Annotated in this window: 24 protein-coding genes; 9 read left to right on the top strand and 15 right to left on the bottom strand. The window is 58.8% G+C overall.

Going from position 1 to position 25688, the window contains the following annotated elements; all coding sequences use genetic code 11:
* The 5 genes from SKTS_RS12580 to SKTS_RS12560 all read right to left on the bottom strand — a co-directional run bounded on the left by SKTS_RS12580 (position 1) and on the right by SKTS_RS12560 (position 5899).
* Positions 1-405 carry a VOC family protein gene (locus SKTS_RS12580; RefSeq protein ID WP_173065482.1) on the bottom strand — a complete coding sequence of 135 codons (405 nt, stop codon included), beginning with the start codon at positions 403-405 and terminating at the stop codon, positions 1-3.
* A 151-nt stretch (positions 406-556) separates the two neighbouring features.
* The gene (locus SKTS_RS12575; protein ID WP_173069224.1) at positions 557-1207 is read right to left on the bottom strand and encodes a class II aldolase/adducin family protein; all 651 of its coding nucleotides are present in this window, start codon (positions 1205-1207) and stop codon (positions 557-559) included.
* Positions 1207-2295: an S-methyl-5-thioribose-1-phosphate isomerase gene (gene mtnA / locus SKTS_RS12570; protein WP_173065480.1), complete on the bottom strand. Its 1089-nt coding sequence runs from the start codon at positions 2293-2295 to the stop codon at positions 1207-1209. Before mtnA ends, SKTS_RS12575 begins: the two co-directional genes overlap by 1 nt.
* A 16-nt stretch (positions 2296-2311) precedes the next feature.
* Positions 2312-3190: an HDOD domain-containing protein gene (locus tag SKTS_RS12565; RefSeq protein WP_173065477.1), complete on the bottom strand. Its 879-nt coding sequence runs from the start codon at positions 3188-3190 to the stop codon at positions 2312-2314.
* Positions 3191-3220: 30 nt separating this feature from the next.
* The gene (locus tag SKTS_RS12560; RefSeq protein WP_173065474.1) at positions 3221-5899 is read right to left on the bottom strand and encodes a bifunctional acetate--CoA ligase family protein/GNAT family N-acetyltransferase; all 2679 of its coding nucleotides are present in this window, start codon (positions 5897-5899) and stop codon (positions 3221-3223) included.
* 106 nt (positions 5900-6005) lie between these two features.
* On the opposite strand from SKTS_RS12560, the gene SKTS_RS12555 reads away from it, so the two are divergent.
* From SKTS_RS12555 to def, 6 genes are all read left to right on the top strand, one after another.
* Complete coding sequence (locus SKTS_RS12555; RefSeq protein WP_173065471.1) at positions 6006-6929, top strand: histone deacetylase family protein; 924 nt, start codon at positions 6006-6008, stop codon at positions 6927-6929.
* Positions 6926-7333 (top strand): archease, encoded by a 408-nt coding sequence (locus SKTS_RS12550; protein ID WP_173065468.1) that lies wholly within the window; start codon positions 6926-6928, stop codon positions 7331-7333. Before SKTS_RS12555 ends, SKTS_RS12550 begins: the two co-directional genes overlap by 4 nt.
* Positions 7334-7409: 76 nt before the next feature.
* The gene (locus tag SKTS_RS12545; protein WP_173065464.1) at positions 7410-8843 is read left to right on the top strand and encodes an RtcB family protein; all 1434 of its coding nucleotides are present in this window, start codon (positions 7410-7412) and stop codon (positions 8841-8843) included.
* Between the two features lie 29 nt (positions 8844-8872).
* Entirely contained in the window at positions 8873-9421 is a 549-nt protein-coding gene (locus tag SKTS_RS12540) for a hypoxanthine-guanine phosphoribosyltransferase (RefSeq protein ID WP_173065461.1), read from the top strand.
* A 2-nt stretch (positions 9422-9423) separates the two neighbouring features.
* On the top strand, positions 9424-10182 hold the full coding sequence (locus tag SKTS_RS12535; RefSeq protein WP_173065458.1) for an S-methyl-5'-thioinosine phosphorylase: 759 nt from the start codon (positions 9424-9426) through the stop codon (positions 10180-10182).
* Positions 10172-10705: a peptide deformylase gene (gene def, locus SKTS_RS12530; RefSeq protein ID WP_173065455.1), complete on the top strand. Its 534-nt coding sequence runs from the start codon at positions 10172-10174 to the stop codon at positions 10703-10705. Before SKTS_RS12535 ends, def begins: the two co-directional genes overlap by 11 nt.
* Before the next feature lie 38 nt (positions 10706-10743).
* Here the strand turns inward: def and ppdK are convergent, their stop codons facing one another.
* Complete coding sequence (gene ppdK / locus SKTS_RS12525) at positions 10744-13539, bottom strand: pyruvate, phosphate dikinase (protein ID WP_173065452.1); 2796 nt, start codon at positions 13537-13539, stop codon at positions 10744-10746.
* Positions 13540-13677: 138 nt separating this feature from the next.
* Here ppdK and surE point away from each other — a divergent pair, with 138 nt between their 5' ends.
* The 3 genes from surE to SKTS_RS12510 are packed head-to-tail and all read left to right on the top strand — an operon-like array spanning position 13678 to position 16036.
* On the top strand, positions 13678-14421 hold the full coding sequence (surE, locus tag SKTS_RS12520) for a 5'/3'-nucleotidase SurE (RefSeq protein WP_173065449.1): 744 nt from the start codon (positions 13678-13680) through the stop codon (positions 14419-14421).
* Complete coding sequence (locus tag SKTS_RS12515; RefSeq protein WP_173065446.1) at positions 14418-15077, top strand: protein-L-isoaspartate(D-aspartate) O-methyltransferase; 660 nt, start codon at positions 14418-14420, stop codon at positions 15075-15077. Before surE ends, SKTS_RS12515 begins: the two co-directional genes overlap by 4 nt.
* Positions 15077-16036 carry a peptidoglycan DD-metalloendopeptidase family protein gene (locus SKTS_RS12510; RefSeq protein ID WP_244617330.1) on the top strand — a complete coding sequence of 320 codons (960 nt, stop codon included), beginning with the start codon at positions 15077-15079 and terminating at the stop codon, positions 16034-16036. The genes SKTS_RS12515 and SKTS_RS12510 overlap by 1 nt, the downstream gene beginning before the upstream one ends.
* Here SKTS_RS12510 and SKTS_RS12505 read toward each other — a convergent pair whose 3' ends face one another.
* The 9 genes from SKTS_RS12505 to SKTS_RS12465 all read right to left on the bottom strand — a co-directional run bounded on the left by SKTS_RS12505 (position 16037) and on the right by SKTS_RS12465 (position 25687).
* Positions 16037-17344 carry an EAL and HDOD domain-containing protein gene (locus tag SKTS_RS12505; RefSeq protein WP_244617329.1) on the bottom strand — a complete coding sequence of 436 codons (1308 nt, stop codon included), beginning with the start codon at positions 17342-17344 and terminating at the stop codon, positions 16037-16039.
* A 60-nt stretch (positions 17345-17404) separates the two neighbouring features.
* Positions 17405-18238, bottom strand: a complete 834-nt coding sequence (locus SKTS_RS12500; protein WP_173065443.1) for a YuxH family protein — start codon at positions 18236-18238, stop codon at positions 17405-17407.
* A gap of 172 nt (positions 18239-18410) precedes the next feature.
* Positions 18411-19085 (bottom strand): response regulator transcription factor, encoded by a 675-nt coding sequence (locus SKTS_RS12495; protein ID WP_173065440.1) that lies wholly within the window; start codon positions 19083-19085, stop codon positions 18411-18413.
* A gap of 14 nt (positions 19086-19099) precedes the next feature.
* Positions 19100-20869, bottom strand: a complete 1770-nt coding sequence (locus SKTS_RS12490; protein ID WP_173065437.1) for a histidine kinase — start codon at positions 20867-20869, stop codon at positions 19100-19102.
* A 48-nt stretch (positions 20870-20917) separates the two neighbouring features.
* Positions 20918-22630: an ATP-binding SpoIIE family protein phosphatase gene (locus tag SKTS_RS12485; protein WP_173065434.1), complete on the bottom strand. Its 1713-nt coding sequence runs from the start codon at positions 22628-22630 to the stop codon at positions 20918-20920.
* 41 nt (positions 22631-22671) lie between these two features.
* On the bottom strand, positions 22672-22986 hold the full coding sequence (locus SKTS_RS12480; protein ID WP_244617328.1) for an STAS domain-containing protein: 315 nt from the start codon (positions 22984-22986) through the stop codon (positions 22672-22674).
* Between the two features lie 92 nt (positions 22987-23078).
* Complete coding sequence (locus SKTS_RS12475) at positions 23079-24167, bottom strand: protein-glutamate methylesterase/protein-glutamine glutaminase (protein WP_173065432.1); 1089 nt, start codon at positions 24165-24167, stop codon at positions 23079-23081.
* Positions 24168-24234: 67 nt separating this feature from the next.
* Positions 24235-24849 carry a chemoreceptor glutamine deamidase CheD gene (cheD, locus tag SKTS_RS12470; RefSeq protein ID WP_173065429.1) on the bottom strand — a complete coding sequence of 205 codons (615 nt, stop codon included), beginning with the start codon at positions 24847-24849 and terminating at the stop codon, positions 24235-24237.
* Positions 24842-25687, bottom strand: coding sequence for a CheR family methyltransferase (locus tag SKTS_RS12465; RefSeq protein WP_173065426.1), 846 nt, complete (start codon positions 25685-25687; stop codon positions 24842-24844). Before SKTS_RS12465 ends, cheD begins: the two co-directional genes overlap by 8 nt.
* Between the last annotated feature and the right edge of the window lies 1 nt (position 25688).

The raw sequence follows: 25688 nt of genomic DNA, 5'->3' as shown, positions 1-25688 counted from the left end.
CTAGCCGGGACTGGAAGTGAATTTTTCACTATAGGTAATGGCGCTGATGACGGCGCCTTGCGGGTCCTGGATCACGCAGAAACGTCCGACCTCAGGGATATCGCTGGGCGCCACCAGGATTCTCGCGCCGAGTTGCTCTGCCTTGCGAGCGGTCTCGTCGACATCCTTGACGGTGACATAGGCTCCCCACATCGGCGGCATATTCTTGGCATCTTCCGGCATCGTCATGATGCCGCCCACGCCCTTGTCGCCCGCCTTGACCACGGTGTATGACATGCCCGGCATGCTCATGTCTTCCGTTTCCCAGCCGAACAGACCGGAATAGAAGGCTTTCGCCGCTGCTACGTCGGTGGTCATCAGTTCGTTCCAGCTGAATGCACCGTGCTGTTTGAATTGCTCGTCCACTGTTTCCTCCTCTTTATCGTGGGGGGCCAATTGTGAATGCCTTGGATAAAGAGGTTAGATCAGGAGCGTGGACGGCGGCAATACCGGATTCACCCCAATTGAATAACAATTGGATTAATTTATTGCGGAGACATCGAGGATGTTCGGTTGATTAGGTGTTGCTGGCGTGCTGGCCGTAGTGTTTGAACTTCTCCAGCACGCGCTCCATCTCGGCGTCCGGCAATATGACCGGATCCCCGATTTGCAATGCGCGGCAGTATTGTTCGCACAGGGTTTCCACCTCGACCGCAAGGGCCAGAACGCGTTTAAGGCTGGTTTCCGCCGCCAGCATGCCGTGGTTGGCGAGCAGACAGGCTTTGCGCTGCGTCATGGCCTGCAGCGCGTGGTGCGAGAGTTCCTGGCTGCCGAAGGTGGCATAGGGCGCGCAGCGGATGCTCTTGCCGCCGGCAGCTGCGATCATGTAGTGAAAGGGCGGGATGTCGCGGCCCAGGCAGGCGAGGGTGGTGGCGAAGGTGGAATGGGCGTGGAGTACGGCGTTCAACTCCGGGCGGGCAAGCAGGAGATCGCGATGGAAGCGCCATTCGCTGGAAGGCTTGCAGCGCCCGCTGGCATTGCCGTCCATATCCATGAAAACGATGTCTTCCGGCGTTTGCTCGGAGGCGGGCATGCCCGAGGGCGTGATCAGGAAGCCGGCGCCGCAGCGCACGCTGAGATTGCCCGAAGTGCCCCGGTTCAGGCCTTCGCGCTGTGCCGCAATGGCCGTTTCGATCAGCGCGCGGCGCAGCTCGGCTTCGTTGCTCATCATTGTCTCTCCGGGTACAAAGCCAGCAGGCCCTCGCGTGAAGCCGTGCAGACGCCGCGCTCTGTGATCAGGCCGGTGACCAGGCGTGCCGGGGTGACGTCGAAGGCATAATTGGCGGCCGGGCTGCCGGGCGGAGTGAGGATGACGCTGACGATTTCACCCTCCGCCGTTCTGCCGCGAATGCGGGTGACTTCCTCCGCGTCGCGCTGTTCGATGGGAATGTCGCGCACGCCGTCTTCCAGCGTCCAGTCGATGGTGGGGCCGGGCAGGGCGACGTAAAACGGGACCTGGTTGTCGAAGGCGGCGAGCGCCTTGAGGTAGGTGCCGATCTTGTTGCACACGTCGCCGCAGGCGGTGGTGCGGTCGGTGCCGACGATCACCATGTCCACCATGCCGTGCTGCATCAGGTGTCCGCCGGTGTTGTCCGCGATCACGGTGTGCGGCACGCCGTGCTGCTTTAGCTCCCAGGCGGTAAGGCTGGCGCCCTGGTTGCGCGGCCGGGTTTCATCCACCCACACGTGGAGCGGAATGCCGGCGTTGCTGGCGGCGTAGATCGGTGCCAGGGCCGTTCCCCAGTCCACCGTGGCGAGCCAGCCGGCGTTGCAGTGGGTGAGGATGTTGACCGGCCCGCCCTTGGCTTCCAGCACGCGCTGGATGAGCTTGAGGCCGTGCTCGCCGATGGCGCGATTGATGTTCACGTCCTCGTCGCAGATCGCGGCGGCTTCTTTCCAGGCTCGGGCGGCGCGCTGACTCGCCGGCGCCGGCAACAGCAGGTTTTTCATGCGCGCGAGCGCCCAGCGCAGGTTGATGGCGGTGGGGCGGGTCGCAGCGAGGGTGTCGCAGGCATGTTCCAGCCCTTGGTCCGAAGCATCGCCGCTCATCGCCAGCGCCACGCCGTAGGCCGCAGTCGCGCCGATCAGCGGGGCGCCGCGCACCAGCATGTTGCGGATGGCGAGCGCCGTGTCGTGCAGGTTTTCCAGTCGTACCGTGACGAATTCGTGCGGCAGGCGGGTCTGGTCGATGATCTCGACTGCCACGCCGTCTTCGGCGGGCCAGATGGTGCGGTAGGGGGTGCCTTCGATGTTCATGTGCGTACGGGCCGTTTCAGTTTTTTGCGTCGTTCAGGGCGATTTCAAGGTCTTCGCGAATATCGGCCAGCTCCAGTTCGCCGATGCCGAAATGCGCCAGTGCCCGCTCGTAATGAACGCTGCCGACTTCCAGATCCTCTTCGCCGAGCATCTCGTTGGCCAGGTGCTCGGCGATATGGGTCACGGCGATCAGGGAAAGGGCGGCGGCGGGGAGCGTTTCCTCCGGCAGGTCGTAGAGATCTTCTTCATGGTGGAAGCGAATGGCCATGCCCAGCACCGAGGGCAGTCCCCAGTTGCGGACCAGCAGTGAGCCGATGATGGGATGGGTGCAGGGGAAGAATTCTGCTTCGGCATCGATGAGCAGCAGGCCGCGTTGCCGCGACGCGTCCACAACCTCGGCATAATTGGGGAAGCGTCGCATCATCAAGGGGATCGCCGCATCGTGGAACAGCGCGAATGTGTAGGCGGCATCCGGTGCCATGCCATGCTGTCGCCGCCCGATCATGCCGGCGGCCGTGGCAACGGCCGAGGCGCGGCTCCAGAATTTCTCCACCAGCGGGGCCGGCAATCCGGACATGCTGTTGCGCAAGGCGATGGCCATCACCAGGCTGACGATATTGCGCGTGCCGAGACGCGCCAGCGCCTTGGACACGTTGCTGGCCGGTACGCCGGTACGGAACAGGGGAGAATTGGCCAGTTTGATGGCGATTGCGGCCATGCCGACATCGCTGGAAATCACCTTGGCCAGGCGGTTCATGTCGGGGTCGTCCTTCTGCGCTTCCGCCAGCACTTCCGTCACCATCGAAGGACATGCCGGAATATCTATGGTGCTGAAAACCTTGTCCATGTCCTGCTGTGACAACTCAAGAGTAGTTGAGGTGGTTTTGCTACTCATGCGTTAAATTCCATAAAGCTACAACTTGCATTACAGCTCCTTGCGGACATTCTTGATGCTTTCGTCTTCCGGGCTGACTTCCATGCTGAATCCCAGGCGCGTCATCAGTTTGAGCATGCTGCGGTTGTTGCCGAGCACTTCGCCCTCCATGACTTTCAGCCCCTTGGAGCGGGCGGCATCCATCAGGGCGGTCATCAGTTTCTGGCCGAGCCCCTTGCCGCGCATGCTGTCGGCGACCACCAGGGCGAACTCGCAGCTTTCTCCGTCCGGGTTGATGGAGAAGCGCGTGACGCCCAGTTCCACTTCCTTGCCGTGCACATTGGTCACGGCGATCAGCGCCATCTCGCGGCTGTAGTCGATCTGCGTGAAGCGCGCCAGCATGTCCGGGGTGAGTTCCTGCACGCTGCGCATGAAGCGGAAATAGCGCGATTCCTCGGACAGGTCATGCACGAATTCCTGCTCGAGTTCGGCGTCTTCCGGACGGATCGGGCGGATGGTGATGTCGGTGCCGTCCGCCAGTTGCCATTTGCTGACCAGGTGCGTCGGGTAGGGATAAATCGCCATGTGGGCGTAGCGGTCCGGGTTGGGCTGGCGGTATTCCACCACCACGCGTGCGTCGGCGGCCAGCACGCCGTGTTCGTCGACGATCAGCGGGTTGATGTCCATTTCCATCAGCAGCGGCAGCTCGCATACCATTTCAGATACCCGCAGCAGCACGCTTTCGAGCGCCGCCATGTCGGCCGGGGGCATGTGGCGGAAGGCGCCCAGCATCTTGGATACGTGGGTGCCGTGGATGAGATCCTTGACCAGGAAATGGTTGAGGGGGGGGAGGGTGACGGAGCGGTCGCCCATGATTTCCACCGTGGTGCCGCCGGCGCCAAAAGTGATCACCGGGCCGAACACCGGGTCGCTGGTCACGCCGACCATTAGCTCGCGGCCATTGGGCTTGACGATCATGGGCTCGATCGAAATACCGTCCATGTGCGCGTTGGGGCGATTGCGCTGCACGTTTTCCATGATCTCGTGGTAAGCGGCACGCACCGCCTGGGCGTTGCCGAGATTGAGCAGCACGCCGCCGGCATCGGTCTTGTGGGTGATGTCGGGCGAATTGACTTTCATCGCCACCGGGAAGCCCAGCTGTTCGGCAATCAGCAGCGCCTCGTTGGGCGTGCGGGCCACCATGGTTTTGGCCACCGGGATGTGGAAGGCCGACAGCAGCGCCTTGGATTCCATCTCGTTGAGGACCTTGCGGCGCTCCAGCAGGGCGCCTTCGATCACCATGCGCGCGCCTTCCACGTCGGGTTCGAGCTGGTGCGAGAGCGGACCCGGCATCTGCATCAGCAGCTTCTGGTTGCGGTAGTAGTCCGAGAGGTAGGAGAACACTTCCACTGCCGGCTCCGGCGTGCGGAAACTGGGCTTCTTGGCCTTGGCGAAGGCGACGCGCGCTTCGGCCACCTGCGACTCGCCCATCCAGCAGGCCAGCAGGGGTTTGCTGTACTGATTGGTGAGTTCGATCACCGCGTTGGCGGCTTCCAGCGGTTTGGTCATGGCCTGCGGCGTGAGAATGGCGAGCACGCCGTCCACGTTCGGGTCTTCCAGGCAGGCCTTGACCGCGTGATGGTAACGGTCGGCCTGCGCGTCGCCGATGATGTCCACCGGGTTACTGTGCGGCCAATTGGGCGGCAACACCTGGTTGAGCTGTTCGATGGTGCTGTCCGAGAGGGTGGCAATCGTCAGTCCCAGATCCACGGCGCGGTCGGTGGCCATCACGCCCGGGCCGCCGCCGTTGGTGACGATGGCGAGACGGTTGCCGACCGGGCGAAAGCCGGACGAAAGCGCCTTGGCCGCGGCGAACAGCTGGGTAATAGTCTGCACCCGCACCACGCCGGCGCGGCGCACGGCTGCGTCGAACACGTCATCCGAGCCCACCAGCGAGGCGGTGTGCGACATGGCTGCCTTGGAGCCGGCGGCGTGGCGTCCCACCTTGACCAGGATCACCGGCTTGATGCGCGCTGCGGCGCGGATCGAGCTCATGAAGCTGCGGGCGTTGCGGATGCCTTCGATGTACAGCAGGATGTTCTGGGTCTTGTTGTCCGATACCAGGTAGTCGAGGATTTCCCCGAAGTCCACGTCGGCGGATGAGCCCATCGACACCACGCTGGAGAAACCGACGTCATTGCTTTGCGCCCAGTCCAGAATGGCGGTACAGAGCGCGCCGGATTGCGACACGAACGCCAGGTTGCCGCTGTTCGCGCCGCCCTTGTTGAAAGTGGCGTTGAGGCCGATGGAGGGGCGCATCACGCCGAGACAATTGGGGCCGATCAGGCGGATGCCGTAGCGGTTGGCGTTTTCCAGCACCGCGTGCTCCAGCGCCTGGCCTTTGGGGCCGGTCTCGCCGAAGCCGGCGGTGATGATGACCGCGGCCTTGACGCCATGCTTGCCGCAATCCTCGATGATGTCGGGTACCGTCTGCGGCGGGGTGGCGATGACCACCAGTTCGACCGGCTCGCCGATTTCCGCGATCGAGGCAAAGGCTTTCTTGCCCTGGACTTCCGCACTCTTCGGGTTGATGGGATAAAGACCGCCCTGGTAGCCGCTTTCCAGCATGTTTTGAAAGACGATCTGGCCGATCGAGTCGATGCGGTCGCTGGCGCCGAACACTGCTACTGACTTTGGCGCGAAAAGGGGATTGAGGTAGTGTTGGCCCATGATTTTGCGATCCAAATGAGAGAAAGGTTATTATAGGAAAAGTTTGTGACCATTGTGCCACAAAATATGACATCAAGTCTTATATAAGACTGGCAGAAAAACCCCAATGCATACTGCTTACATCACCCATCCCGCCTGTCTCAAGCACGACATGGGTGCCGATCATCCGGAAAGCCCCCGGCGCATCGAAGCGATCGAAGATCAACTGATCGCCTCCGGGTTGTTGCCGTTTCTCGATCACCATAATGCACCGCGTGTCAGCGAGGCGCAATTGGCGCGCGTGCACACGCCCGGTTACATCCGCGAGATTTTCGCTCAGGCGCCGAGCGCCGGGCTGGTTCACCTCGACGGCGATACGGCGATGAATCAACATAGCCTCGAAGCAGCACTGCATGCTGCCGGCGCGGCGGTGCACGCGGTGGACCTGATATTCTCCGGCCGGGCGGAGAATGCCTTCTGCAATATTCGCCCGCCGGGCCATCATGCCGGGCGCAGCAGCTCGGGCGGTTTCTGCATTTTCAACAACGTCGCGGTCGCCGCGGCGCACGCGCTTGAACAACATGGCCTGCAACGCGTGGCCATCGCCGATTTCGACGTGCACCATGGCAACGGGACGGAGGACATCTTTCACGATGACCCGCGCGTGATGTTGTGCTCGACTTTCCGCCATCCCTATTACCCTTACTCGGGGGCGCATAGCGGCAACGAGCACATCATCAATGTCCCGCTTCCAGCCGGGACTGTGGGCGAGGGCTTCCGTGCAGCAGTGACGGAGCACTGGTTTCCCGCCCTGGAATGCTTTCAGCCTGAGTTGCTGCTGGTTTCGGCTGGGTTCGACGCGCACCGCGAAGACGACATGGGCGGATTCGGGTTGAAGGAGGCCGATTACATCTGGGTGACCGAGAAACTCAAGGATATCGCCGCGCGCCATGCTGCAAGACGCATCGTGTCGGTGCTGGAAGGCGGGTACGCCCTGCATGCCCTCGGGCGCAGCGCAACAGCGCATATCAAGGTGTTGAGCGGACTGTGAGCTTCGATTATTTCGAGCACGATGCCGATATCGGCGTCATCGGTCGCGGCGCCACGCTGGAAGAAGCGTTCGAAGGGTCAGCCGAGGGAATGTTCGCGATCATGGTGGACGCCGCCCAGGTCAGGCCGCTGGTGCAGTTCGCGTTTGCCTTTGTCGAAGAAGATACGGAGTTGGCGCTAGTGACCTGGCTTAACCGTCTGCTGGCCGAGGCGCGCCAGCGGGACCTGGTTCTGGGGCGCTTCAAGTTGACTCGCGCCTCTGGACAATGGCAGGGGGAGGCATGGGGCGCGCCGTGGGACGCGAACATGGAGCGCGGCACCGAGGTCAAGGGCGCGACCCTGACCATGCTGCGTGTCGAGCAGGTCGACGGGAATTGGGAAGCGCGCTGCGTGGTGGATGTATGAAAAACAGCTGTCAGCCATCAGCCGTCAGCTATCAGTTGACTGCTGACCACTGACAGCTGATGGCTGAAAGCTAATAATGGATCTGAACCGCCTGAAACAAATCGATGCCTGTTCCTGGAGCGTGCCGCTGCACAGCGGGGAGAAGCGCGCCCCGGTGATCCTCTATGGCAGCCAATCCCTGCTTGCCAGCATGGACGACAAGGTGCTGGAACAGATCACCAACGTGGCCTGCCTGCCGGGCCTGGTGGGCAGCGCCATGACCATGCCCGATGCCCACTGGGGCTATGGTTTCCCGATCGGCGGCGTGGCGGCGTTCGACCCCGAGCAGGGTGGCATCATTTCGGCCGGCGGCGTGGGTTTCGACATCTCCTGCGGCATTCGTTGCCTGCGCACCAACCTCGACCTGCAGCACATTGCGCCGCACCTGGAAAAACTGGCGGATGCCCTGTTTCGCGCCATTCCGGCGGGGGTGGGCGAGGAAGGCAAGCTCAAGCTGACGCCTGCCCAGTTGAACGACGTGCTGACTGGCGGCGCGCAATGGGCGGTGCAGCATGGCTACGGCCACGCGGACGAGCTGGAATTCGTCGAGGAGCATGGCCGCATGACAGGCGCCGTGCCAGGCTACGTTTCCGAGGTCGCCAAGAAGCGCCAGCGCGGCGAGATGGGCACGCTCGGTTCGGGCAACCATTACCTGGAACTGCAGGTGGTGGAGAAGATTTTCGACGCTGCCGCCGCGCGGGATTTCGGCCTCCATCAGGGGCAGGTGCTGATTTCCATCCATTGCGGCTCGCGCGGCCTGGGGCACCAGATCGGCACCGACTACCTGCTTTCCCTGGCCAAGGCGGCGGGCCGGCTGGGCATACATCTGCCCGACCGCGAACTGGCCTGTGCGCCGATCAACTCGCCCGAAGGTCAGGAATATATCGGCGCCATGAACGCCGCGGTCAATGTGGCGCTGGCCAACCGCCAGATACTTGCCCACCTGACGCGAGAGGTGTTCGATAAAATCCTGCCGCAGGCCAGTCTGGAGACGTTGTTCGACGTTTCCCACAACACCTGCAAACTGGAAAAGCATCAGGTGGACGGCAAGGAACGGCTGCTCTACGTCCACCGCAAGGGCGCGACGCGCGCCTTCGGCCCCGGTCACCCGGCCCTGCCGGCGCGCTATCGGACGGCCGGCCAGCCGGTGATCATCGGCGGCAGCATGGGCACCGGCTCCTATGTGCTGGCCGGCACGCTGGAAAGCGAAAACCGCGCTTTTTCTTCGGCCAGCCACGGTGCCGGACGCGCCATGAGCCGCACCCAGGCTCTGAAACGCTGGCAGGGCAAGGAGCTGATTCGCGAGCTTGCCAGCAAGGGAATTCTCATCCGCACCCAATCCATGCGTGGGGCGGCGGAGGAAGCGCCGGGAGCCTACAAGGATGTGGACGAGGTGGCTGCGGCGACGGAACAGGCAGGCTTGGCGAAGCGCGTTGCCTTCCTGCGGCCGAAAGCGTGTATCAAGGGTTAACAGCTTAAACAGGAAGGGAAGGTAAAATAATGCTGGCTGCAGAAAAAGCTTGGGAAATATATAAAGCGGCGGACCTGGTCTATTCCGCACAGGAGGTGTCCGACACCGTGCAGCGACTGGCCGGGGAGATATCGGCGCAACTGGCGGACAAGCAACCGCTGGTGCTGGGCGTGATGAGCGGTGCGACGGTGTTCGCCGGCCAGTTGTTGCCGTTGCTGGCGTTTCCGCTGGATTTCGATTATGTCCAGGTGTCGCGCTATGGGGATGCCATCCGCGGCGGACAAATGGTGTGGAAAGTGCCGCCCCCGGCGAATGTCAAAGGGCGGGTGGTACTGGTGCTGGACGATATTCTGGACGAAGGGATCACGCTGGCAGAAATTCGTGCCAGCGTGCTGGAACTGGGTGCAACGGCCTGTTACAGCGTTGTTTTTGCCGAGAAAGAAACCGGACGCAAGAAGCCGATTAGCGCCGATTTTGTCGGTTTGCGCGTACCCAACCGCTATGTGTTCGGTTTCGGTATGGATGTTCACGGTGCGTGGCGAAATTTGCCCGCGATTTATGCTTTGAAGGATAACTAAGTATGCTCGGAATTATCGGTGGTAGCGGTCTGACGCAGATGTCGGATCTCCAGGACGTCCGCCGCAAGGTGGTGCGAACGCCTTTTGGCGACCCTTCAGGCGCCCTGACCTTTGGCAGGATCAACGGACATGAAGTGGTATTCCTGGCGCGTCACGGCCATGGCCATACCATTCCCCCTCATGAAGTGAATTACCGCGCCAATCTCTGGGCGCTGCATTCCCAGGGCGTGAAAGACGTGCTTTCCATTGCCACGGTGGGCGGCATTCACGCCGATCTCCCGCCGGGCACCATTGCCATCCCGGATCAGATCATCGATTACACCTGGGGACGCAAGACGACTTATCACGACTGTTCGGCGCTGTGCGGCTCGAGATCGGTCGTGCATATCGATTTTACCTGGCCTTATTGCGAGGACATGCGCCAGTTGTGCATAAAAGCTTGCCAGGATGCGGGCGAAAAATACATCGGCAGCGGTGTTTATGCCGCGGTACAGGGGCCGCGCCTGGAAACGGCGGCAGAGATCAACCGTCTGGAGCGCGACGGCGCCACCATGGTGGGCATGACCGGTATGCCTGAAGCGTCGCTGGCCAGGGAGATCGGCCTGTGCTACGCGGCGCTCACCGTGTCGGCCAACTATGCCGCCGGGCGCGGTTCCAGCAAGGATGTCATTCCTTACGAGGAAGTGGAGGCGGTGCTGAAGGTGGCAATGCAGCGCGTTTACGGCGTGATCGAACACTTGGTGGCGCTGCGTGCCGATTAAGCCCGTGCTCAGGATGGGCGATTCGCGCCTGTTGTCGGTCGCGCAGCCGGTGAAGGCGTTCGATGCGCCCGAACTGCATGCCCTGATTGCGGATATGCGCGCCACCATGGCAGCGCTCAACGGTGCCGGGCTGGCCGCGCCGCAGATCGGGGTGGGCCTGCAGGTGGTGATTTTCGGCGGTTTCAAAAGCCCGCGCTATCCCGAGGCGGAAGAGATTCCCGACACCGTGCTGATCAATCCGCAACTGGAATTCATCGGCGAGGCGATGGAGGAGGACTGGGAAGGCTGCCTGTCCCTGCCGGGCATGCGCGGCAAGGTTCCGCGCTACAAGCAGTTGCGCTACCGGGGCTTCGATTTCGCGGGCAAGCCTATCGACCGCACGGTTTCGGATTTCCATGCCCGCGTGGTGCAGCACGAATGCGACCACCTGCTGGGCATTCTTTACCCGATGCGCATCCGCGACATGCGGCTGTTCGGCTTTACCGAAGTGCTGTTCCCGGACTTGCAGGTAGTGGAGGAGTAGGGTGGGCAAGGCTTAGCTTGCCCACCGTTCTGGCTGAATCAGCTTGGGGTGCGGTACTGTTCTTCCAGCAGTTTGGCCTGCGCCGCGGCCAGTCGGGCAATCGGTACGCGGGGACCGGAACAGGAGACATAGCTCAAGCCGATGTGGTGGCAGAAATGGATCGAGCCAGGATGGCCGCCGTGTTCGCCGCAGATGCCCACCTTCAGTTCCGGGCGCGTCTTGCGTCCGTTGTCCACCGCCATTTTCATCAGTTGCCCGACGCCCTTGATGTCCAGCACTTCGAACGGGTTGTCCTGCAGGATGCCGGTTTCGTTGTAGGCCGGCAGGAATTTGTTTTCCGCGTCCTCGCGGCTGAAGGAGAAGGTTGCCTGGGTCAGGTCGTTGGTGCCGAACGAGAAGAATTCGGCGGTTTCCGCCATGCGTCCGGCACGCAGGCAGGCGCGCACCACTTCCATCATGGAACCGAATTTGAATCTCACGTTGATGCCGTGGGTCAGTTCGACGATTTTGTGGATGCGCTGCACGTAACTGTGGATGCGCGTCAGTTCCTCAACCGTGGCAACCTGAGGCACCATGATTTCAGGGTGGATTTCGATGCCTTCCCGCGCGCACAGGGCAGCCGCTTCGAGGATGGCCTGGATCTGCATCGAGTAGATTTCGGGGTAGGTGATGCCGAGGCGCACGCCGCGATGCCCCAGCATGGGGTTGACTTCCGCCAGCGCGCGCACTTTTTTGAGGATTTTTTCCTTTTTGCTGATGACATCATCTTCCAGGTGCGACGCCTTGAAGGTGGTCAAGCCGCCCATCAGCTTGGTCAAGCCGTCGGCATATTGCTGGTAGAGCTTGGGATTGAGCAGTTTCAGCGTGTCCGGCAACTCCTCAAGGCCGTCGATGGTGTCTTTCAGCTGGTGCAGATGGGCGATTTCCAGCTCGAGTTGCGCGGCGGTGGGCAGGAATTCGTGCATCGGCGGATCGAGCAGGCGAATCGTCACCGGCAGGCCCTTCATCGCCTTGAAAATGCCCTTGAAGTCGGAACGCTGGATCGGCAGCAGGCGGTCCAGCGCGGACTGGCGCTGTTCCGGCGTTTCCGCCAGGATCATTTCCTGCACGATGGGCAGCCGGTCGGTGCCGTTGAACATGCGCTCGGTGCGGCACAGTCCGATCCCCATGGCGCCGAACTCGCGCGCCTTGGCGGCGGATTCCGGCGTATCGGCGTTGGCCATGACTTTCAGGCGCGCCACGTCGTCCGCCCACTTCAGCAGGGTGGCAATCTCCTCGGAGAATTCCGCTTCCACGGTTGGCACTTCACCGGCGTAGACATGGCCGGTACCGCCGTCGATGGTGATGATGTCGCCTTCATGCAGCGTGGTGTCGCCGATGATGGCGCTGCGCAACAGGTCGTTGATCACGATCTGTTCACAGCCCGAGACACAGGGTTTGCCCATGCCGCGCGCCACCACGGCTGCGTGTGAAGTCTTGCCGCCGCGGCTGGTGAGTATGCCCTGTGCCTGGAAGAAGCCGTGGATGTCCTCCGGCCTGGTTTCCTCGCGCACCAGGATGATCTTTTCGCCTGCGCGGCCGCGAATTTCCGCCGTGTCGGCGTCGAACACGATCTTGCCGGAAGCTGCGCCGGGCGAGGCGGGCAGGCCTTGTGCCAGCGACTTGCCGTGAAAGCTGGGGGAGAGTTGCGGCACCAGCAACTGCTCCAGCACTGCCGGTTCGACGCGCAGCAGCGCGCGCTCCCTGGAAATCAGGCCCTCATGGAACATTTCCACCGAGGAGCGCACCATGGCGCGGGCGTTCATTTTGCCGTTGCGGGTTTGCAGGCAATAGAGCGTGCCCTTCTCGATGGTGAACTCGAAGTCCTGCACCTCGTGGTAATGCGATTCCAGGCGGTCGTGCAGCACGATCAGCTGGCGGTAGATATCCGGCATTTCCTTTTCCATTTCTGCAATGGCCCGTGGGGTGCGAATGCCGGCCACCACGTCCTCGCCCTGCGCGTTGGTGAGGTATTCGCCGTAGATCACGTTCTCGCCGGTGCCGGGGTTGCGCGTGAAACCCACGCCGGTGGCAGAGTCGTTGCCCATGTTGCCGAACACCATGGTGCAGATGTTGACGGCCGTGCCGTTGGCCAGTTCCTTGGTGATCTTGAACTGCTTGCGATAATCCACCGCGCGCTTGCCCATCCATGAGCGGAATACCGCGCCCACGGCGATTTCGAGCTGTTCGTACGGGTCCTGCGGGAAAGGCTTGCCGCTGTGGCGCTCGACGATGGAGAGGAAGTCGTTGGCCAGCTCCTGAAGATGTGCGGCGCTCAGGTCCACGTCCAGTTGCGCGCCGTGTTTGCGCTTGATCGCCTGCATGCGCTCCTTGAAGTGTTCTCCGCTGATGTTCAGCGCGATTTCGCCGAACAGCTGGATGAAGCGGCGATAGGCGTCCCAGGCAAAGCGTTCGTTGGCGGTCTGCTTGATCAGGCCTTGCAGGGATGCCGGGTTGAGGCCGAGGTTGAGGATGGTGTCCATCATGCCGGGCATGGACATCGCCGAACCCGAGCGCACCGAAACCAGCAGGGGATTTTTGTCGCTGCCGAAACCTTTGCCGGTTTTCTGTTCCAGCGCCAACATGTGGACCTTTATATCGTCCATCAGCCCGTCCGGGAGCTGGTTTTTCTCCAGGTAGGCAAGACAGGCTTCGGTGGTGATGGTAAAACCTGGCGGGACGTTCAAGCCGATCTGGGTCATCTCGCAGAGGTTGGCGCCTTTCCCGCCCAGCAACATCTTGTTCTGGCCATCGCCTTCTTCGAATGCGTAAATGTATTTCTTGCCGTCGCTCATGATGTCAGCCCCATAAACAAGTCTAATATAAGACTACTCTACCTTTTATTGCTCAGGTTGAGAACCGCAACGCGCTGTGATGACGTAAAATATGTGCGTTCCCGGCTTCCTGTGTTTCCCCTTGTTTCGGAAAAATAAATGCGGATTTTGCTTAGCAACGATGATGGTTATTTTGCCCCCGGATTGGCGGCGCTGGCCGAGGCCCTTTCAGGCTTGGCACAAATCACGGTAGTCGCACCGGAGCGCGACCGCAGCGGCGCGAGTAATTCACTTACCCTTGACCGCCCCCTCATATTGCGCCAGGCCAGCACCGGTTTTTATTATGTCAACGGCACGCCGACCGATTGCGTGCATCTGGCGGTAACGGGGATGCTCGATCACCTGCCGGACATGGTGATTTCAGGCATCAATCACGGCGCCAACATGGGAGACGACACGATTTATTCCGGCACCGTGGCGGCGGCGACTGAAGGTTTCCTGCTTGGCGTTCCAGCCATCGCGGTGTCGCTTGCAGGTGGCCATCATGGTCATTTCGCGACCGCTGCCAGGGTGGTGAAAGAGATGGTGGAACGCTACCAGCGCGAGCCCTTTGCCCAGCCGACCCTGCTTAACGTCAATGTGCCGGACGTGCCCTATGAGTCGCTGCAGGGTAGTGCGATCACCCGACTCGGCAAGCGCCACAAGGCCGAGCCGGTGGTGAAAGAGCAAAACCCGCGCGGCCAGACCGTGTACTGGGTCGGTGCCGCGGGTGGAGCTCAGGACGCGGGCCCCGGGACCGATTTCGAGGCGGTAACTCGCAATGTGGTGTCGATAACGCCGCTGCAGATCGACCTGACCCACTTTGCCCAGATGGATTCAATCAAGAATTGGCTAACCTCATGAACGTACGTCTCAGCGGTATCGGCATGACTTCGCAGCGTACCCGCCAGCGCATGGTGGATCGCCTGCGCAGTCAGGGAATCAGGGATGAAGTGGTCCTGGCGGCGATGGGTTCTATCCCACGCCATATTTTCGTGGACGAGGCCCTTTCCAGCCGCGCTTATGAAGACACCGCACTGCCCATCGGCTTCGGCCAGACGATTTCCAATCCCAGCACCGTGGCGCGCATGACGGAAATCCTGCGCAACGGCCAGGATATGGGCAAGGTGCTTGAAATCGGCACGGGCTGTGGCTATCAGTCCGCAGTGCTGTCGAAGCTGTCCAGGGAAGTTTATACCGTGGAACGGATTTCCCCGCTGCTTGCCAAGGCACGCAAGCATCTGCGCGAAACGCATTGCAACAACGTGCGTGCCCGCCATGCAGATGGCGGGATCGGCATTGCCGAAGCGGCACCGTTCGACGGCATCATCATGACCGCGGCTTCCACCCATATTCCCCAGGCATTGCTGCAGCAACTCGCGGTCGGCGGGCGCCTAGTGATGCCGATCGGCACGGGCGAACAGCAGCGCTTGCATCTCATCGAACGAACGCCGCAGGAGTACCTGGAAACCGTTCTGGAGGCGGTGAAGTTCGTGCCGCTGCTGGCGGGCGTGGTTTGATGATGCACAGAGTTGCCGCGTTTCTGCTTGTGCTGCTCATGGTAACGAGCGGCTGCAGTTCCACCTCGCGTCTTGCGCCGGTAACGGATCGCATGCCAGCAGGCAAGAAAACCGCTGGCAAGATGGCGGCATCGGACTGGCGTCCGAAAACGCATACCGTGCAAAAAGGCGATACCTTGTATGCCCTCGCTTTGGAATACGGCTTCGATTACAAGGAACTGGCGGAGTGGAATGGTATTGGCGCGCCCTATGTCATTCGTATCGGTCAGCAATTGCGACTCGCCTCTGCACAATCGGATACGGTGTCGGTCACACCGCTGAAACCCTTAGCTCCGGTTGCCGAAAGCATGGCAGCAAGCGAGGGTAGTGCGCTTAATCCGTCCGCGCAAAACCAGTCTGGCAGCCTATTGAAAACGCAACCCAAGGCCGGCAAGGTGGACTATTCTGCGGAAGCTGAATCATTGCCTCCTGCAATCGTGCCCAAGCCAGATGCAGTTGTGCCTAAAACGCACCCGCCCGGTGAGGAAAAGCCCAGCGTAGTCGAAGAAAAAAAATCCGCGCCATCTGCCGGTGCCGACGATGAAGACATGGAATGGGCGTGGCCGGCTAAGGGCAAGGTGATTGCAACGTTCAACGAGGCGAGCAATCTCAAGGGCATGGATATCGCCGGAAAAATTGGGCAGCCGGTGTTCGCGTCTGCAGCCGGTAAGGTGGTATACAGCGGCAGCGGTCTGCGCGGCTATGGCAAGCTGGTGATCATCAAGCACAATAAAACCTATCTCAGCGCCTACGCCCACAATAGTCAGATTCTGGTGAAAGAAGGGCAGAGCGTGGCGAAAGGGCAGCGCATCGCGGAAATGGGGGACAGCGATACCGACCGTGTGAAACTGCACTTCGAGATTCGGCGCTTGGGCAAGCCGGTTGATCCGGTCAAACACTTGCCCGAGAGCAGCGGCTGATCAGTTCGCCTGGCTGAGGCCGTCGACCCAGCGGAATGTATCCAGTTGCGCGGCTGTCAGCACGGCCAGGGGAATTTCCACGTCGGCCAGGATGCTTCCCGCTGCGTCAAAATTACCGCGCTCCAGCCGTTCCGCCAGGACGAGCAGTTGGCCCAGCCTCCCGCCATTGTCCAGCAACGCTTCCTTGACCTCTTCGTTGATGCTGAGTTGCTCGAGAATTTCCGGCATTGGCACGCCGAGCAGGATGTCGAGCAGCGAAAGCAGTCCCACCATGAAAGCGCGGTCGTGAAAATCGCTGCGTCCCGGCTGTTGTGATCTGGCGAGCTGTTCTATCAGTCGTCCCCGACTGGCGGCGAGTTGCAGCAGAGGGCTGGACTGGCTGGTGTCATCGCTGACAGTGTAGATCAAGAGTTGTATCCAGCGCTGCAGCTGGCTTCGGCCCAGTATCACCAGTGCCTGTTTCAAGGAACTGACCGGGTTTCTCAGCCCCATTGCCACGGAATTGACCAAGCGCAGCAGGTTGAAGCTCAAACTGGGCTGTTGTTTGAAAGTCTGCTCTATTTCAGCGTTTTCGCAGTCGCCGAGAATCTGGTTCAGCAAGCGCAACAGCACGAGCTTGGAAGGGTCGACTTTCTTGCTGCAAAGCGTGGTGGGGCGCGCGAAGTAATAGCCCTGAAAATGGGAAAAGCCAAGATCCCGACACAGGTTGAACTGTTCCATGCTCTCCACTTTTTCCGCCAGCAGCTGCGCGGGCCAGCGCTTCAACTTATTGGAGATGGCGCCGAGTTGGGCCTGGTCCACTGCCATGAGGTCGAGCTTGATGAAATCCACCATGGCGCACAGCGGGTCGAAGCCTGGTGTGTAGACGAAATCGTCGAGCGCCAGTTTGAATCCCATGGCCTTGAGCTGCTCGCAGCGCTGGATTACGTCCTCGCTGGGAACGACCGTTTCAAGTAGCTCCAGGACGACTTGATCACGCGGCAACAACTCGATCATGTCGCTCATGAGCAGGCTGGTATTGACGTTGATAAATCCACGGCGCTGACCGAGCACTTTTTCTGCGCCGAAGTGACTGAAAGTGTTAATGATCACCGTGGCGCTGGCGGCCATGTCGTCGTTGACAGAGCAGGAACCGTGGTCACCCGAACGGAATAGCAGCTCGTAGGCAACGATATTCTGGTTCGCATCCAGAATCGGCTGTTGTGCCAGGAAAATATCTTCCTGGGCTTTGAGCTCGGCGGTCATCATTTCATGGTTTGAAGAGGGAGAGGTGGGGCTGAACTTGAACTGGGAAACTTGATGGTTCATTAATCATTGTTCTCTATTTGTGCGAGCAACGATCGCTTAGACGTTGCTGCTGTCCCATGTTCATGTCAGCAGCTTCGGCGTGGCGCTCGTACTGGTCTGTACGTCGAGGCAGCCACCCTGATAATGTTGGAAAAATAGGCGTGAGGCGATTTCCAGCATTTCAGGCGTATCCGCATTTTTCGCAATCAGCGTTTTTTCGGACAAACGCGGAACCTGTTCCAGTTGAGTACCCAATTCCGGTATTTTCATGCGGTCGAAGTCGAAACGAAGGTAATCAACCAGTCCCAGCAAGGGGTAAAAATCAGCGGAATAACTGAAATCGTCGATTGCGAAGCGGAAACCACGGGCTCTCAATTGGCGGCAGCGCGCGATGAGCTTGTGAGCAGATTCCGGTTCCGGACGGAAGGCGAACACGACGTTGTGGCTGGGTAGTCGCATGACCAGTTCATGCTCAAGCGTGTCGGGAGACAGCGTAATGAAAACAAGATCGTTGCCTGATAGCGGCAGCTTGTCCAGGGTGAGGATGCTTTTCAACAGTAGTTCATCGTGCATGCGGTGCAGCATGGGACTGACGTTGTTACCCAGCAATGCACTCGAATTGTTGAGCATGATCTCGTGGCCGATTGCTTGCCGGGTCTGTTGGAAGTATATGGCTTCGCGACGAACGAACCCGGATTGAAGATCATCCTGTTTGCGCTGCCGCTGCTCTGTACAGAAAAGATCGGAATAGTCAGTTCTATGGGTGGACGAGCGCCGAATTTCGAAAGTCGTGCTATAGGTGCGAGTGTCTTCGTCGGGGCCGAGGTAGGTAGCGCCGGCAGCGTATAACTGTTGCCGGAACGGGGGGAAAAGAGGCGTTCCTCCTCCGAAATAATCGATCAGTTTCTTAAACATTTTCACGCACCCATGAGTTCATGACACCATGCTATGGGAAAGCGCGTTAAATTGTTATCAGGCGGGGTAGGTTTCTGTTATAGGGGATTCCCTGACGAACGGTAGGAAGAAGCGCAGTGATTTAGGGTGTGCACTCAATTTCACGCCGACGCGAAATTAGTGTTAACACGCCCTAGGTTTGACGTTCCTTTTCCTGCTCTATCCACTGCACTGCGTAGCGGGTCAGCTCTGCCGCATTCTTGAGGCTCAGCTTGTCCTTGAGGTGTGCGCGGTGAGTTTCCACCGTCTTGACGCTGCGGTTAAGCTCGCGGGCAATGTCGCTGGTGGCGAAGCCGTGGCCGATCAGGCGAAAAACCTCCAGTTCGCGGTCGCTCAGCAGATCGATGGGCGAGAGGCCGCTATCGTCACCGTTAAGTACGCGCTGCAGTATTTTTCCCTGCATGCGCTCGCTCAGATAGATGTTGCCCTGAAGGACCTGACGTATGGCGGTGAGAACTTTTTCGGTGGCTTCCTGCTTCATGATGTAACCGCGCGCACCGGCCCTCAGGGCACGTTCCGCATAGAGGGTTTCATCGTGCATGGAAATGACCAGCGCCGGTGTCTTGGGGTGGCGGCTCTTGAGCATTTTTACCAGTTCGATGCCTGAAACCCCATCGAGTGAAATGTCCACCAGCAGGATGTCGGGTGTGTCGTTCGCCATGAGGTCGAGCGCCTCCTGGGCGCTGCCGGCTTCGCAGCAGGTGGTGAGATCAGCCTCCTGATTGATGAGTTGTGCGATGCCCTGCCGCACGATGGGGTGGTCGTCAACGATGAGCACTCTGATTTTGCTGCCCTGTTCAGCCGCCATGTGTACTTGTTTCCTTAGAAAAAATAGGCTCGGATAAGCGATCCGTGTCCCGGATCGCTTTCAATATCCAGATGGGCGCCAATCATCTTCGCCCGGTAACGCATGATCTGCAATCCCATGCCGGAATGTTTGCCCTTCAGATAAGGGTGGAAACCCATACCGTCATCATGGACGGAAAGCTGCATTTTACCCCGCGGTGCTGCGAGTTCAATTGAAATGTGTGAGGCCTTGCCATGCTTGACTGCGTTGTTTACCGCTTCTTGGGCGATACGGTAAATCTGATTGGCCGCCGTATTGTCTTTCACCAGTACCGGCGTGTCGCAGTGAAACTCACACTGTATATGGAAAAGCCGCCCGATATTGGTGGCGAGTGCTTCCAGGGCTGACATCAGGCCGTTCTCATCGACTTCAACCGGCTGCAGGCCGCGGGCAAGCTGGCGGGTTTCCGATATCGCCTGGTTGATCAAGGTAACGATCTGCGTTGCTTCCACGGCTTCCGCTGCGGATTGGGCAGCAAGTTTCTGCGATAGCGCTTTGCTCAGGAATGCGATGCCGGTTAACTGCTGTCCGAGGCCATCGTGTAGTTCATGCCCGATTCGTTCGCGTTCATGTTCGCCGCTATCCATGATTTGCCGTTCCAGGTCACGGATATGGTCTTCACGCCGCTTGTTTTGGGTGATGTCAGTGGCGATTTCCAGTCGTACGATGCGCCCGTCGACCCACTTGATAGCGCTATCCTGGATCAGGTACCAGTGCAGGGTGAGAGGGTTCTGAAATTCCCAGACCACAGCTTCACCCGGCGTGCCATCCGCTTTGAGCAATTTCGCGTTGGTACAGAAGGCACAAGGTCCGGACTGGTTGCTTTGAATTGACTGCCAGCACAGCTTGCCGGTTGCATTTCCGTAAGTTTCGCGGGCGAACTTGTTGAGGAACAGCAGTTCGTAAGTATTCATGTCGGCGACGTAGACCAGGGCATCCAGGCTGTCGAGCACGGTAGCGAGGATGGCGCGCCGCTCCTCCTGGGCGTCCTGCACCGCTTTCAGGGCCACCGCCATGTTGTTGACGCCGCGCTCCAGCGTCGCAAGTTCGCCCGTTGCGTTCGTTTCGATGCGGGTCGCTAGATCGCCCTTGCCGATTCTGGCTACCGCGCCAGCCAGCGTCATGATCGGATTGGTGACCTGGCGTGCCATGCGCAATGCAAGCAATGAAGCCATTGCAAGCCCGGCCAGCGTAATCAGCAGGCTATTGAAAATGATCTGGTTTTTCTTGAGCATGCTGGGCAGGCGGGATATCTCGACCATGGTGCGTCCGAGCACCTTGGTATCTTCTTTAGCCCGCCGCGGCATCTGGACGACAGGATCGAGGTAGTTTTCAACTTCGGTCTGGCTCTGGAAAATGGGCGCTGAAAACAACAGCACATCACTGCTTTCGATGACGCCGGACTTGGGTGACGCGATCTCGCTCCTCGAAGGAACAGCGAGCGCGTGTCCGCCTACGGCCAGGATGCGTCCATCGCTATTGATGATTGTGACCGCGGTGACATCGGCTTCCTGCAGGGTACTCTGCGCAAGCCGCGCGAGCACGTCATAATTCCCGGAAAATACGCCGTATTCGGCTGCTGGAGCCAGTTGGCGCACAATAGCGAAACCGCGCCCATTGAGGGCTAACTCGATGTCCCTGAGACGAGTGCTGATTTCGTAAACAGTCAGTCCGGCGGCGATGACAAGCGCCGGCACCAAAGCCAGGAAGAGCACTCTTCCCTTGATACCCCAAGGCCTCAGCACGGTCCGGCTCTCCAAAACTCCGCGCGCGAAAAGCGCAACGCCATGGGCTCAGGCAAGTGTGTAATAAACGGTGACTTCATTGCCATTGCCTGAAAATTCCAATCTGGAGCACAAGCTTTTGACGAGTGCCAGTCCGCGCCCGGACGGACGAGTGCTGTCGCTGATGTTAGTGCTGGTTATAGATTTATAATCAAAACCATTGCCATTATCCTTAATGCGCATTCTTAGGTTTTCGTGGTGGTGCTGACGTAAACGTTCGATTTCAATTTCCAATATTCCATGCTGCAGGTCCGCCAATTTCAGACGGCGTTGCTCAAAATAAAGCTCTAAGCCATCCGGGCCGTTTTTCAGCGACGAATCGATTTCCAGTATCCCGTGGTCGAGTGCGTTGTTGAACAGTTCTGTGAAAATCAGGAACACTTGGCCACGGTGATTGGTGTTGAAGTGCATTTGATCCATCCAGGCCAGCAGCATGGGGACGACATCAATTGTTTTGAGTTCGGAAGGCGTGAGGCGTAGCGAAAGTTTCCAGCGGAGTGGGCAGTCTGTCGTCGGCAGGATCGCCTGTTGTGTGCCATCGGTCTCTTGGCGCGGAGAGTCTTCCGGGACGTTAACCGGGCAGCGGATCAAGCCGATGGAAATGTCGTCGTGCGCAGGTAGTCCTTCCATGTGGCTATCGATCGCTGCTATCAGCTGCTCATAACGCTGCTCTACGGGGTTTGACGCCAGAACCTGCGTCAGGCGTTCGAGGCCGAATTCTTCACCGCTGGCGTTTTGCGCTTCAATCGGGCCATCCGAAAACATATACAGCTGACCGGGCTCACTCCAATGAAACAGCTCGGTGCCGGCGTCAAATTCCGCGTCAGAGAAAATCCCCAGCGCAGGGTGGGTTGATTTCCAACTGCGCTGTACCACGCCCTTTTCGTCAACGAAGAGCGCCGGCGGGTTGCCACCGTTCCAGACATGCATGATTCTGTCGCTGAGGTTGATCGAAACCAGGGTCGCGGCAACGAAACGCTCGATCGGCATCAACTGCTTGATCTTGCGGTTGAGCTCCTGGGCAATGGAAGAGATGGCGAAACCCTTCGAGGTCATGCCATAAAAAACCTCCACTACCGGAATGACATTGAGAGCGGCGGAAAGTCCATGCCCGGTGCCATCCGCAAGGAGCAAATGAATTTCGTCGGCCGGGGTGAGGGCGGCGAGGAAGATGTCGCCGCTGAAATGCTGTGCCGGTTTGTTCCAGAGCTGGATGGAATGGTGTTCCAGGTAATCGTAATGGGTTATTTTCTGGATTAGATGCTTTGCCAACTCCAGTTCGCGCTCGTTTTCGTCACGGTAGATTTCGAGCTGCTCGGCATTTTCCACGATCTGGCGCTGCAGTTCGGCGATACGCGTTACCGCCTTGATGCGGGCTTCGAGGATGACCAGATTGACCGGCTTGGTGATGTAGTCGTCGCCGCCGACCTGGATGCCTTTGACGTGATCCGCGTCATGAGATTTGGCGGTCAGGAACATGATCGGTACCCATTTGTTGGGGTACAGTTCGCGAATTCTGGCGGTCGCTTCGTAGCCGTCCATTTCCGGCATCATGACGTCCATCAGGACCAGGTCGGGTGACTCCTCGCTAAATTTTTCCACCGCCTCCAGGCCATTACGAGCCTGTACGGTTTGATGGCCGAGTTTATTGATGAACTTGCTCACCAGCAGCAAATTCGGTTCGGTGTCGTCTACTACCAGGATTTTTAGTTGCTTGGGCATGACAGGGAGGGAAGCGAAAGGCTCGGCATGTGGAGTGCTATTTATCGAATAGTGAACAGTTTGTTGAAATTAGCCACGTCCAGCACCTGCTGAACTACACCACGGCAATTTGTCAGCGCCAGGAGCTTGTTGGCAGCGCTGGTTTTCTCCCGCAGCAGCAGCAACATGCCCAGCGCAGAACTGTCCAGGTAATCGACGGAGCCCAAGTCGATTTCGAGCTCCTTGACTGCCGGATCGTCCAGGACTTGCTGGTAAGCTTCGCGGAACTGTCGATGCGAGTTGAAATCGAAGCGGCCGGCCATGGATATTCTGGCATTGCCGTTTTCCACCGAGGTTGTGATCTGTATCGTACTCATGGTTGTTAACCCCTCTGATTAAATACTGAAAGTTGTAAGTCAGACTGCCTTAAGTAATATTGTTGGAGCAGCGAAAAAACTAAAATGGCGCGTTATACCCGGAACGCTCTTGAACCCAAACTGGCCAGGTATTTCATGACTTTGGGGGCCATTTCCTGCAGTGGTACCACTTCATCGACGCCACCAGCAGCAATGGCTTCCTTGGGCATGCCGAAGACGACGCAACTGGCTTCATCCTGCGCAAAGTTGTAGGCACCGGCCCGCTTCATCTCGAGCATCCCGGCCGCACCGTCCTTGCCCATGCCGGTGAGGATCACGCCAATGACGTTTTTTCCGGCACAGTTGGCGGCGGAGCGGAATAATACGTCCACTGATGGGCGGTGTCGATTTACCGGCGGCCCCTGGTTGAGTTCGCAGACGTAGTTTGCACCGCTGCGCTTGAGCAGGAGGTGGGAGTGACCTGGCGCAATATAGGCGTGCCCGGGCAAAACACGGTCACCCTGTTCCGCTTCCTTGACCGAAATTTTGCACAGGCTGTCGAGGCGTTGGGCAAATGACAGCGTGAAGGCTTCCGGCATGTGCTGAGTAATCAGAATGCCGGGACAATCGGGCGGAAGCTTGACCAAAAACTCCTTGATCGCTTCCGTTCCTCCAGTGGAAGCGCCCACAATGATCAACTTTTCGGTAGACGTGATGGTGTTGGAGAGCGCGGGCAGGACGGCATCTGCGGAAAGGCGCGGCGTAACCGCGGAAAAATCGCTTTGCGCAGCGCCCTTGCGTACTTTGGCCTTGGCTGCGGCACGAATTTTGTCAGTAATTTCTTCGGCGTATTGCTGCATACCCTGGGAGATGTCCATTTTGGGTTTGTTGAAAAAATCCACCGCGCCCAGCTCCAGCGCGCGGAAGGTAATATCCGAGCCCCTTTCGGTAAGGGAAGAGACCATCACCACCGGCATCGGTCTAAGGCGCATCAGTTTTTCCAGGAAATTGAGCCCGTCCATGCGGGGCATTTCGACGTCGAGCGTGAGCACATCAGGGTTGAGTTGCTTGATCAACTCACGCGCCACGAGCGGATCGGGTGCGGCCCCCACCATTTCCATATCGGGCTGGCTGTTGATGATTTCCTTCATCAGGCTGCGGATTAGCGCCGAGTCGTCGATGACCAGAACTCTAATTTTCATTTGACGCCCTGTAGATATAACAATCCTGCTTGGCCGTGCATTTCGATCAAGAAACCCATATCACTGATCACGTGAACAATTCCACTTCACCCTCAACCTTGGAGTACTGCAGACGAGTGCTGTACTCCTTTTCCCTTTCAATGATGGTGTCATTGTGAACGTTGCGCAATTTTTTCACCAAAACCCTACCGCTCTTGGGGAAAAAATATACCTTGCGCGGATAGATGTCCATCAGATCCTGGGCGACCAGTTTTATGTTTTCCGTTTTCAGAAAATCGAGTACGAATTTCGAATTGCGCTCACCGACATTGGCAACGACAAATCCGCGCAATACGTTGCCGCCACCGAACACCTTGGCTTCCAGGTGGTCGCGCCTGGCTCCCATCTTGAGCAGTTGATTGACCAGGATTTCCATTGCATAGGTGCCATAACGTGCAGAATCACCGAGGGGGTTGCTCTGGTCCTGACCATTGTTGGGCAGCATGAAGTGGTTCATGCCGCCAATGCCGCTTATACGATCGCGGATGCACGCCGCCACGCATGATCCCAGCACGGTAACCAGCAGCATGTCGCGGCCTGTGGTGTAGTACTCGCCCGGCAGAATTTTTGCTGCCTGCATCTCGAAGGTGCTGTCGAAGTAATGGTTGGGTGCGAGGATTTCCTCGAAACCCCGCTCATCCATGATATGCCTTCGTTTTGTCGGCGACCTGGTAGACGGTATTGCCGATCAGCTTGAACAGGTCAGTTGCGTGATGAAAGCTCTCGGAATGTCCGGCAAACAGCAAACCATCCGGGCGCAACAGTGGCACAAATTTTTTCAGGATCTCGTGTTGCGTCTGTTTGTCGAAATAAATCATCACATTGCGGCAAAAAATAGCATCGAAAGGCGGTCTGAGCGGCCAATTGTCGTCGAGCAGATTGATCTGGCGAAACTTGATCATGTTGTGCAGTTCCGGTCGTATGCGGGCGAAACCTTCCTGTTTTCCGCTGCCTTTGAGAAAAAAGTTTTTAACTCTTTCCGTGGGCATTTTTTCCAGCCGCTCCATGGCATAAATTCCCTCTTCCGCCTTTGCCAGCACGTTGGTGTCCAGGTCGGTAGCGATGATCTGCACTGGCGGAGTATAGGTATTGAACAATTCCACCATGGTCATAGCCATGGAATAGGGCTCTTCGCCGGTCGAAGAGGCTGAACACCAAAGGTTGATGGGGTGATGGCCTTTCATCTTGCGCACGTGTTCGGCCAGTATCGGGAAGTGGTGTTCTTCACGAAAGAAAGAGGTAAGGTTGGTGGTTAGCGCATTGGTGAATGACTGCCACTCGGCCGCGTTGTCGCTCTCCAGCATTTTCAGATAGTCGCGGAAGCTCGACAGGCCGGTGGCGCGCAAGCGACGCGCCAGGCGGCTATAAACCATGTCTTTTTTGCTGATGTTGAGCGAGATGCCTGCATGGCTATAAATCAGCTTGCGTACGCTCTCGAAATCATGGTCAGTAAAAATGAACTCGCGTTCGTTGTCGGTCATG

It is taken from the genome of Sulfurimicrobium lacus (genome assembly GCF_011764585.1).
Lineage (GTDB): Bacteria > Pseudomonadota > Gammaproteobacteria > Burkholderiales > Sulfuricellaceae > Sulfurimicrobium > Sulfurimicrobium lacus.
This window is presented reverse-complemented; position numbering and strand designations above follow the sequence as displayed.

Bases quoted from the DNA above. Each gene is read 5' to 3' on its own strand.
- SKTS_RS12560 (WP_173065474.1), bottom strand. From the start codon at position 5,899: ATGGGCCAACACTACCTCAATCCCCTTTTCGCGCCAAAGTCAGTAGCA.
- SKTS_RS12475 (WP_173065432.1), bottom strand. From the start codon at position 24,167: ATGAAAATTAGAGTTCTGGTCATCGACGACTCGGCGCTAATCCGCAGC.
- SKTS_RS12500 (WP_173065443.1), bottom strand. From the start codon at position 18,238: ATGTTTAAGAAACTGATCGATTATTTCGGAGGAGGAACGCCTCTTTTC.
- surE (WP_173065449.1), top strand. From the start codon at position 13,678: ATGCGGATTTTGCTTAGCAACGATGATGGTTATTTTGCCCCCGGATTG.
- SKTS_RS12565 (WP_173065477.1), bottom strand. From the start codon at position 3,190: ATGAGTAGCAAAACCACCTCAACTACTCTTGAGTTGTCACAGCAGGAC.
- mtnA (WP_173065480.1), bottom strand. From the start codon at position 2,295: ATGAACATCGAAGGCACCCCCTACCGCACCATCTGGCCCGCCGAAGAC.
- SKTS_RS12540 (WP_173065461.1), top strand. From the start codon at position 8,873: ATGCTGGCTGCAGAAAAAGCTTGGGAAATATATAAAGCGGCGGACCTG.
- SKTS_RS12485 (WP_173065434.1), bottom strand. From the start codon at position 22,630: ATGCCCAAGCAACTAAAAATCCTGGTAGTAGACGACACCGAACCGAAT.
- SKTS_RS12535 (WP_173065458.1), top strand. From the start codon at position 9,424: ATGCTCGGAATTATCGGTGGTAGCGGTCTGACGCAGATGTCGGATCTC.
- SKTS_RS12510 (WP_244617330.1), top strand. From the start codon at position 15,077: ATGATGCACAGAGTTGCCGCGTTTCTGCTTGTGCTGCTCATGGTAACG.
- SKTS_RS12515 (WP_173065446.1), top strand. From the start codon at position 14,418: ATGAACGTACGTCTCAGCGGTATCGGCATGACTTCGCAGCGTACCCGC.
- SKTS_RS12465 (WP_173065426.1), bottom strand. From the start codon at position 25,687: ATGACCGACAACGAACGCGAGTTCATTTTTACTGACCATGATTTCGAG.
- SKTS_RS12555 (WP_173065471.1), top strand. From the start codon at position 6,006: ATGCATACTGCTTACATCACCCATCCCGCCTGTCTCAAGCACGACATG.
- SKTS_RS12575 (WP_173069224.1), bottom strand. From the start codon at position 1,207: ATGAGCAACGAAGCCGAGCTGCGCCGCGCGCTGATCGAAACGGCCATT.
- SKTS_RS12505 (WP_244617329.1), bottom strand. From the start codon at position 17,344: ATGAACCATCAAGTTTCCCAGTTCAAGTTCAGCCCCACCTCTCCCTCT.
- SKTS_RS12480 (WP_244617328.1), bottom strand. From the start codon at position 22,986: ATGAGTACGATACAGATCACAACCTCGGTGGAAAACGGCAATGCCAGA.
- cheD (WP_173065429.1), bottom strand. From the start codon at position 24,849: ATGGATGAGCGGGGTTTCGAGGAAATCCTCGCACCCAACCATTACTTC.
- ppdK (WP_173065452.1), bottom strand. From the start codon at position 13,539: ATGAGCGACGGCAAGAAATACATTTACGCATTCGAAGAAGGCGATGGC.
- SKTS_RS12545 (WP_173065464.1), top strand. From the start codon at position 7,410: ATGGATCTGAACCGCCTGAAACAAATCGATGCCTGTTCCTGGAGCGTG.
- SKTS_RS12495 (WP_173065440.1), bottom strand. From the start codon at position 19,085: ATGGCGGCTGAACAGGGCAGCAAAATCAGAGTGCTCATCGTTGACGAC.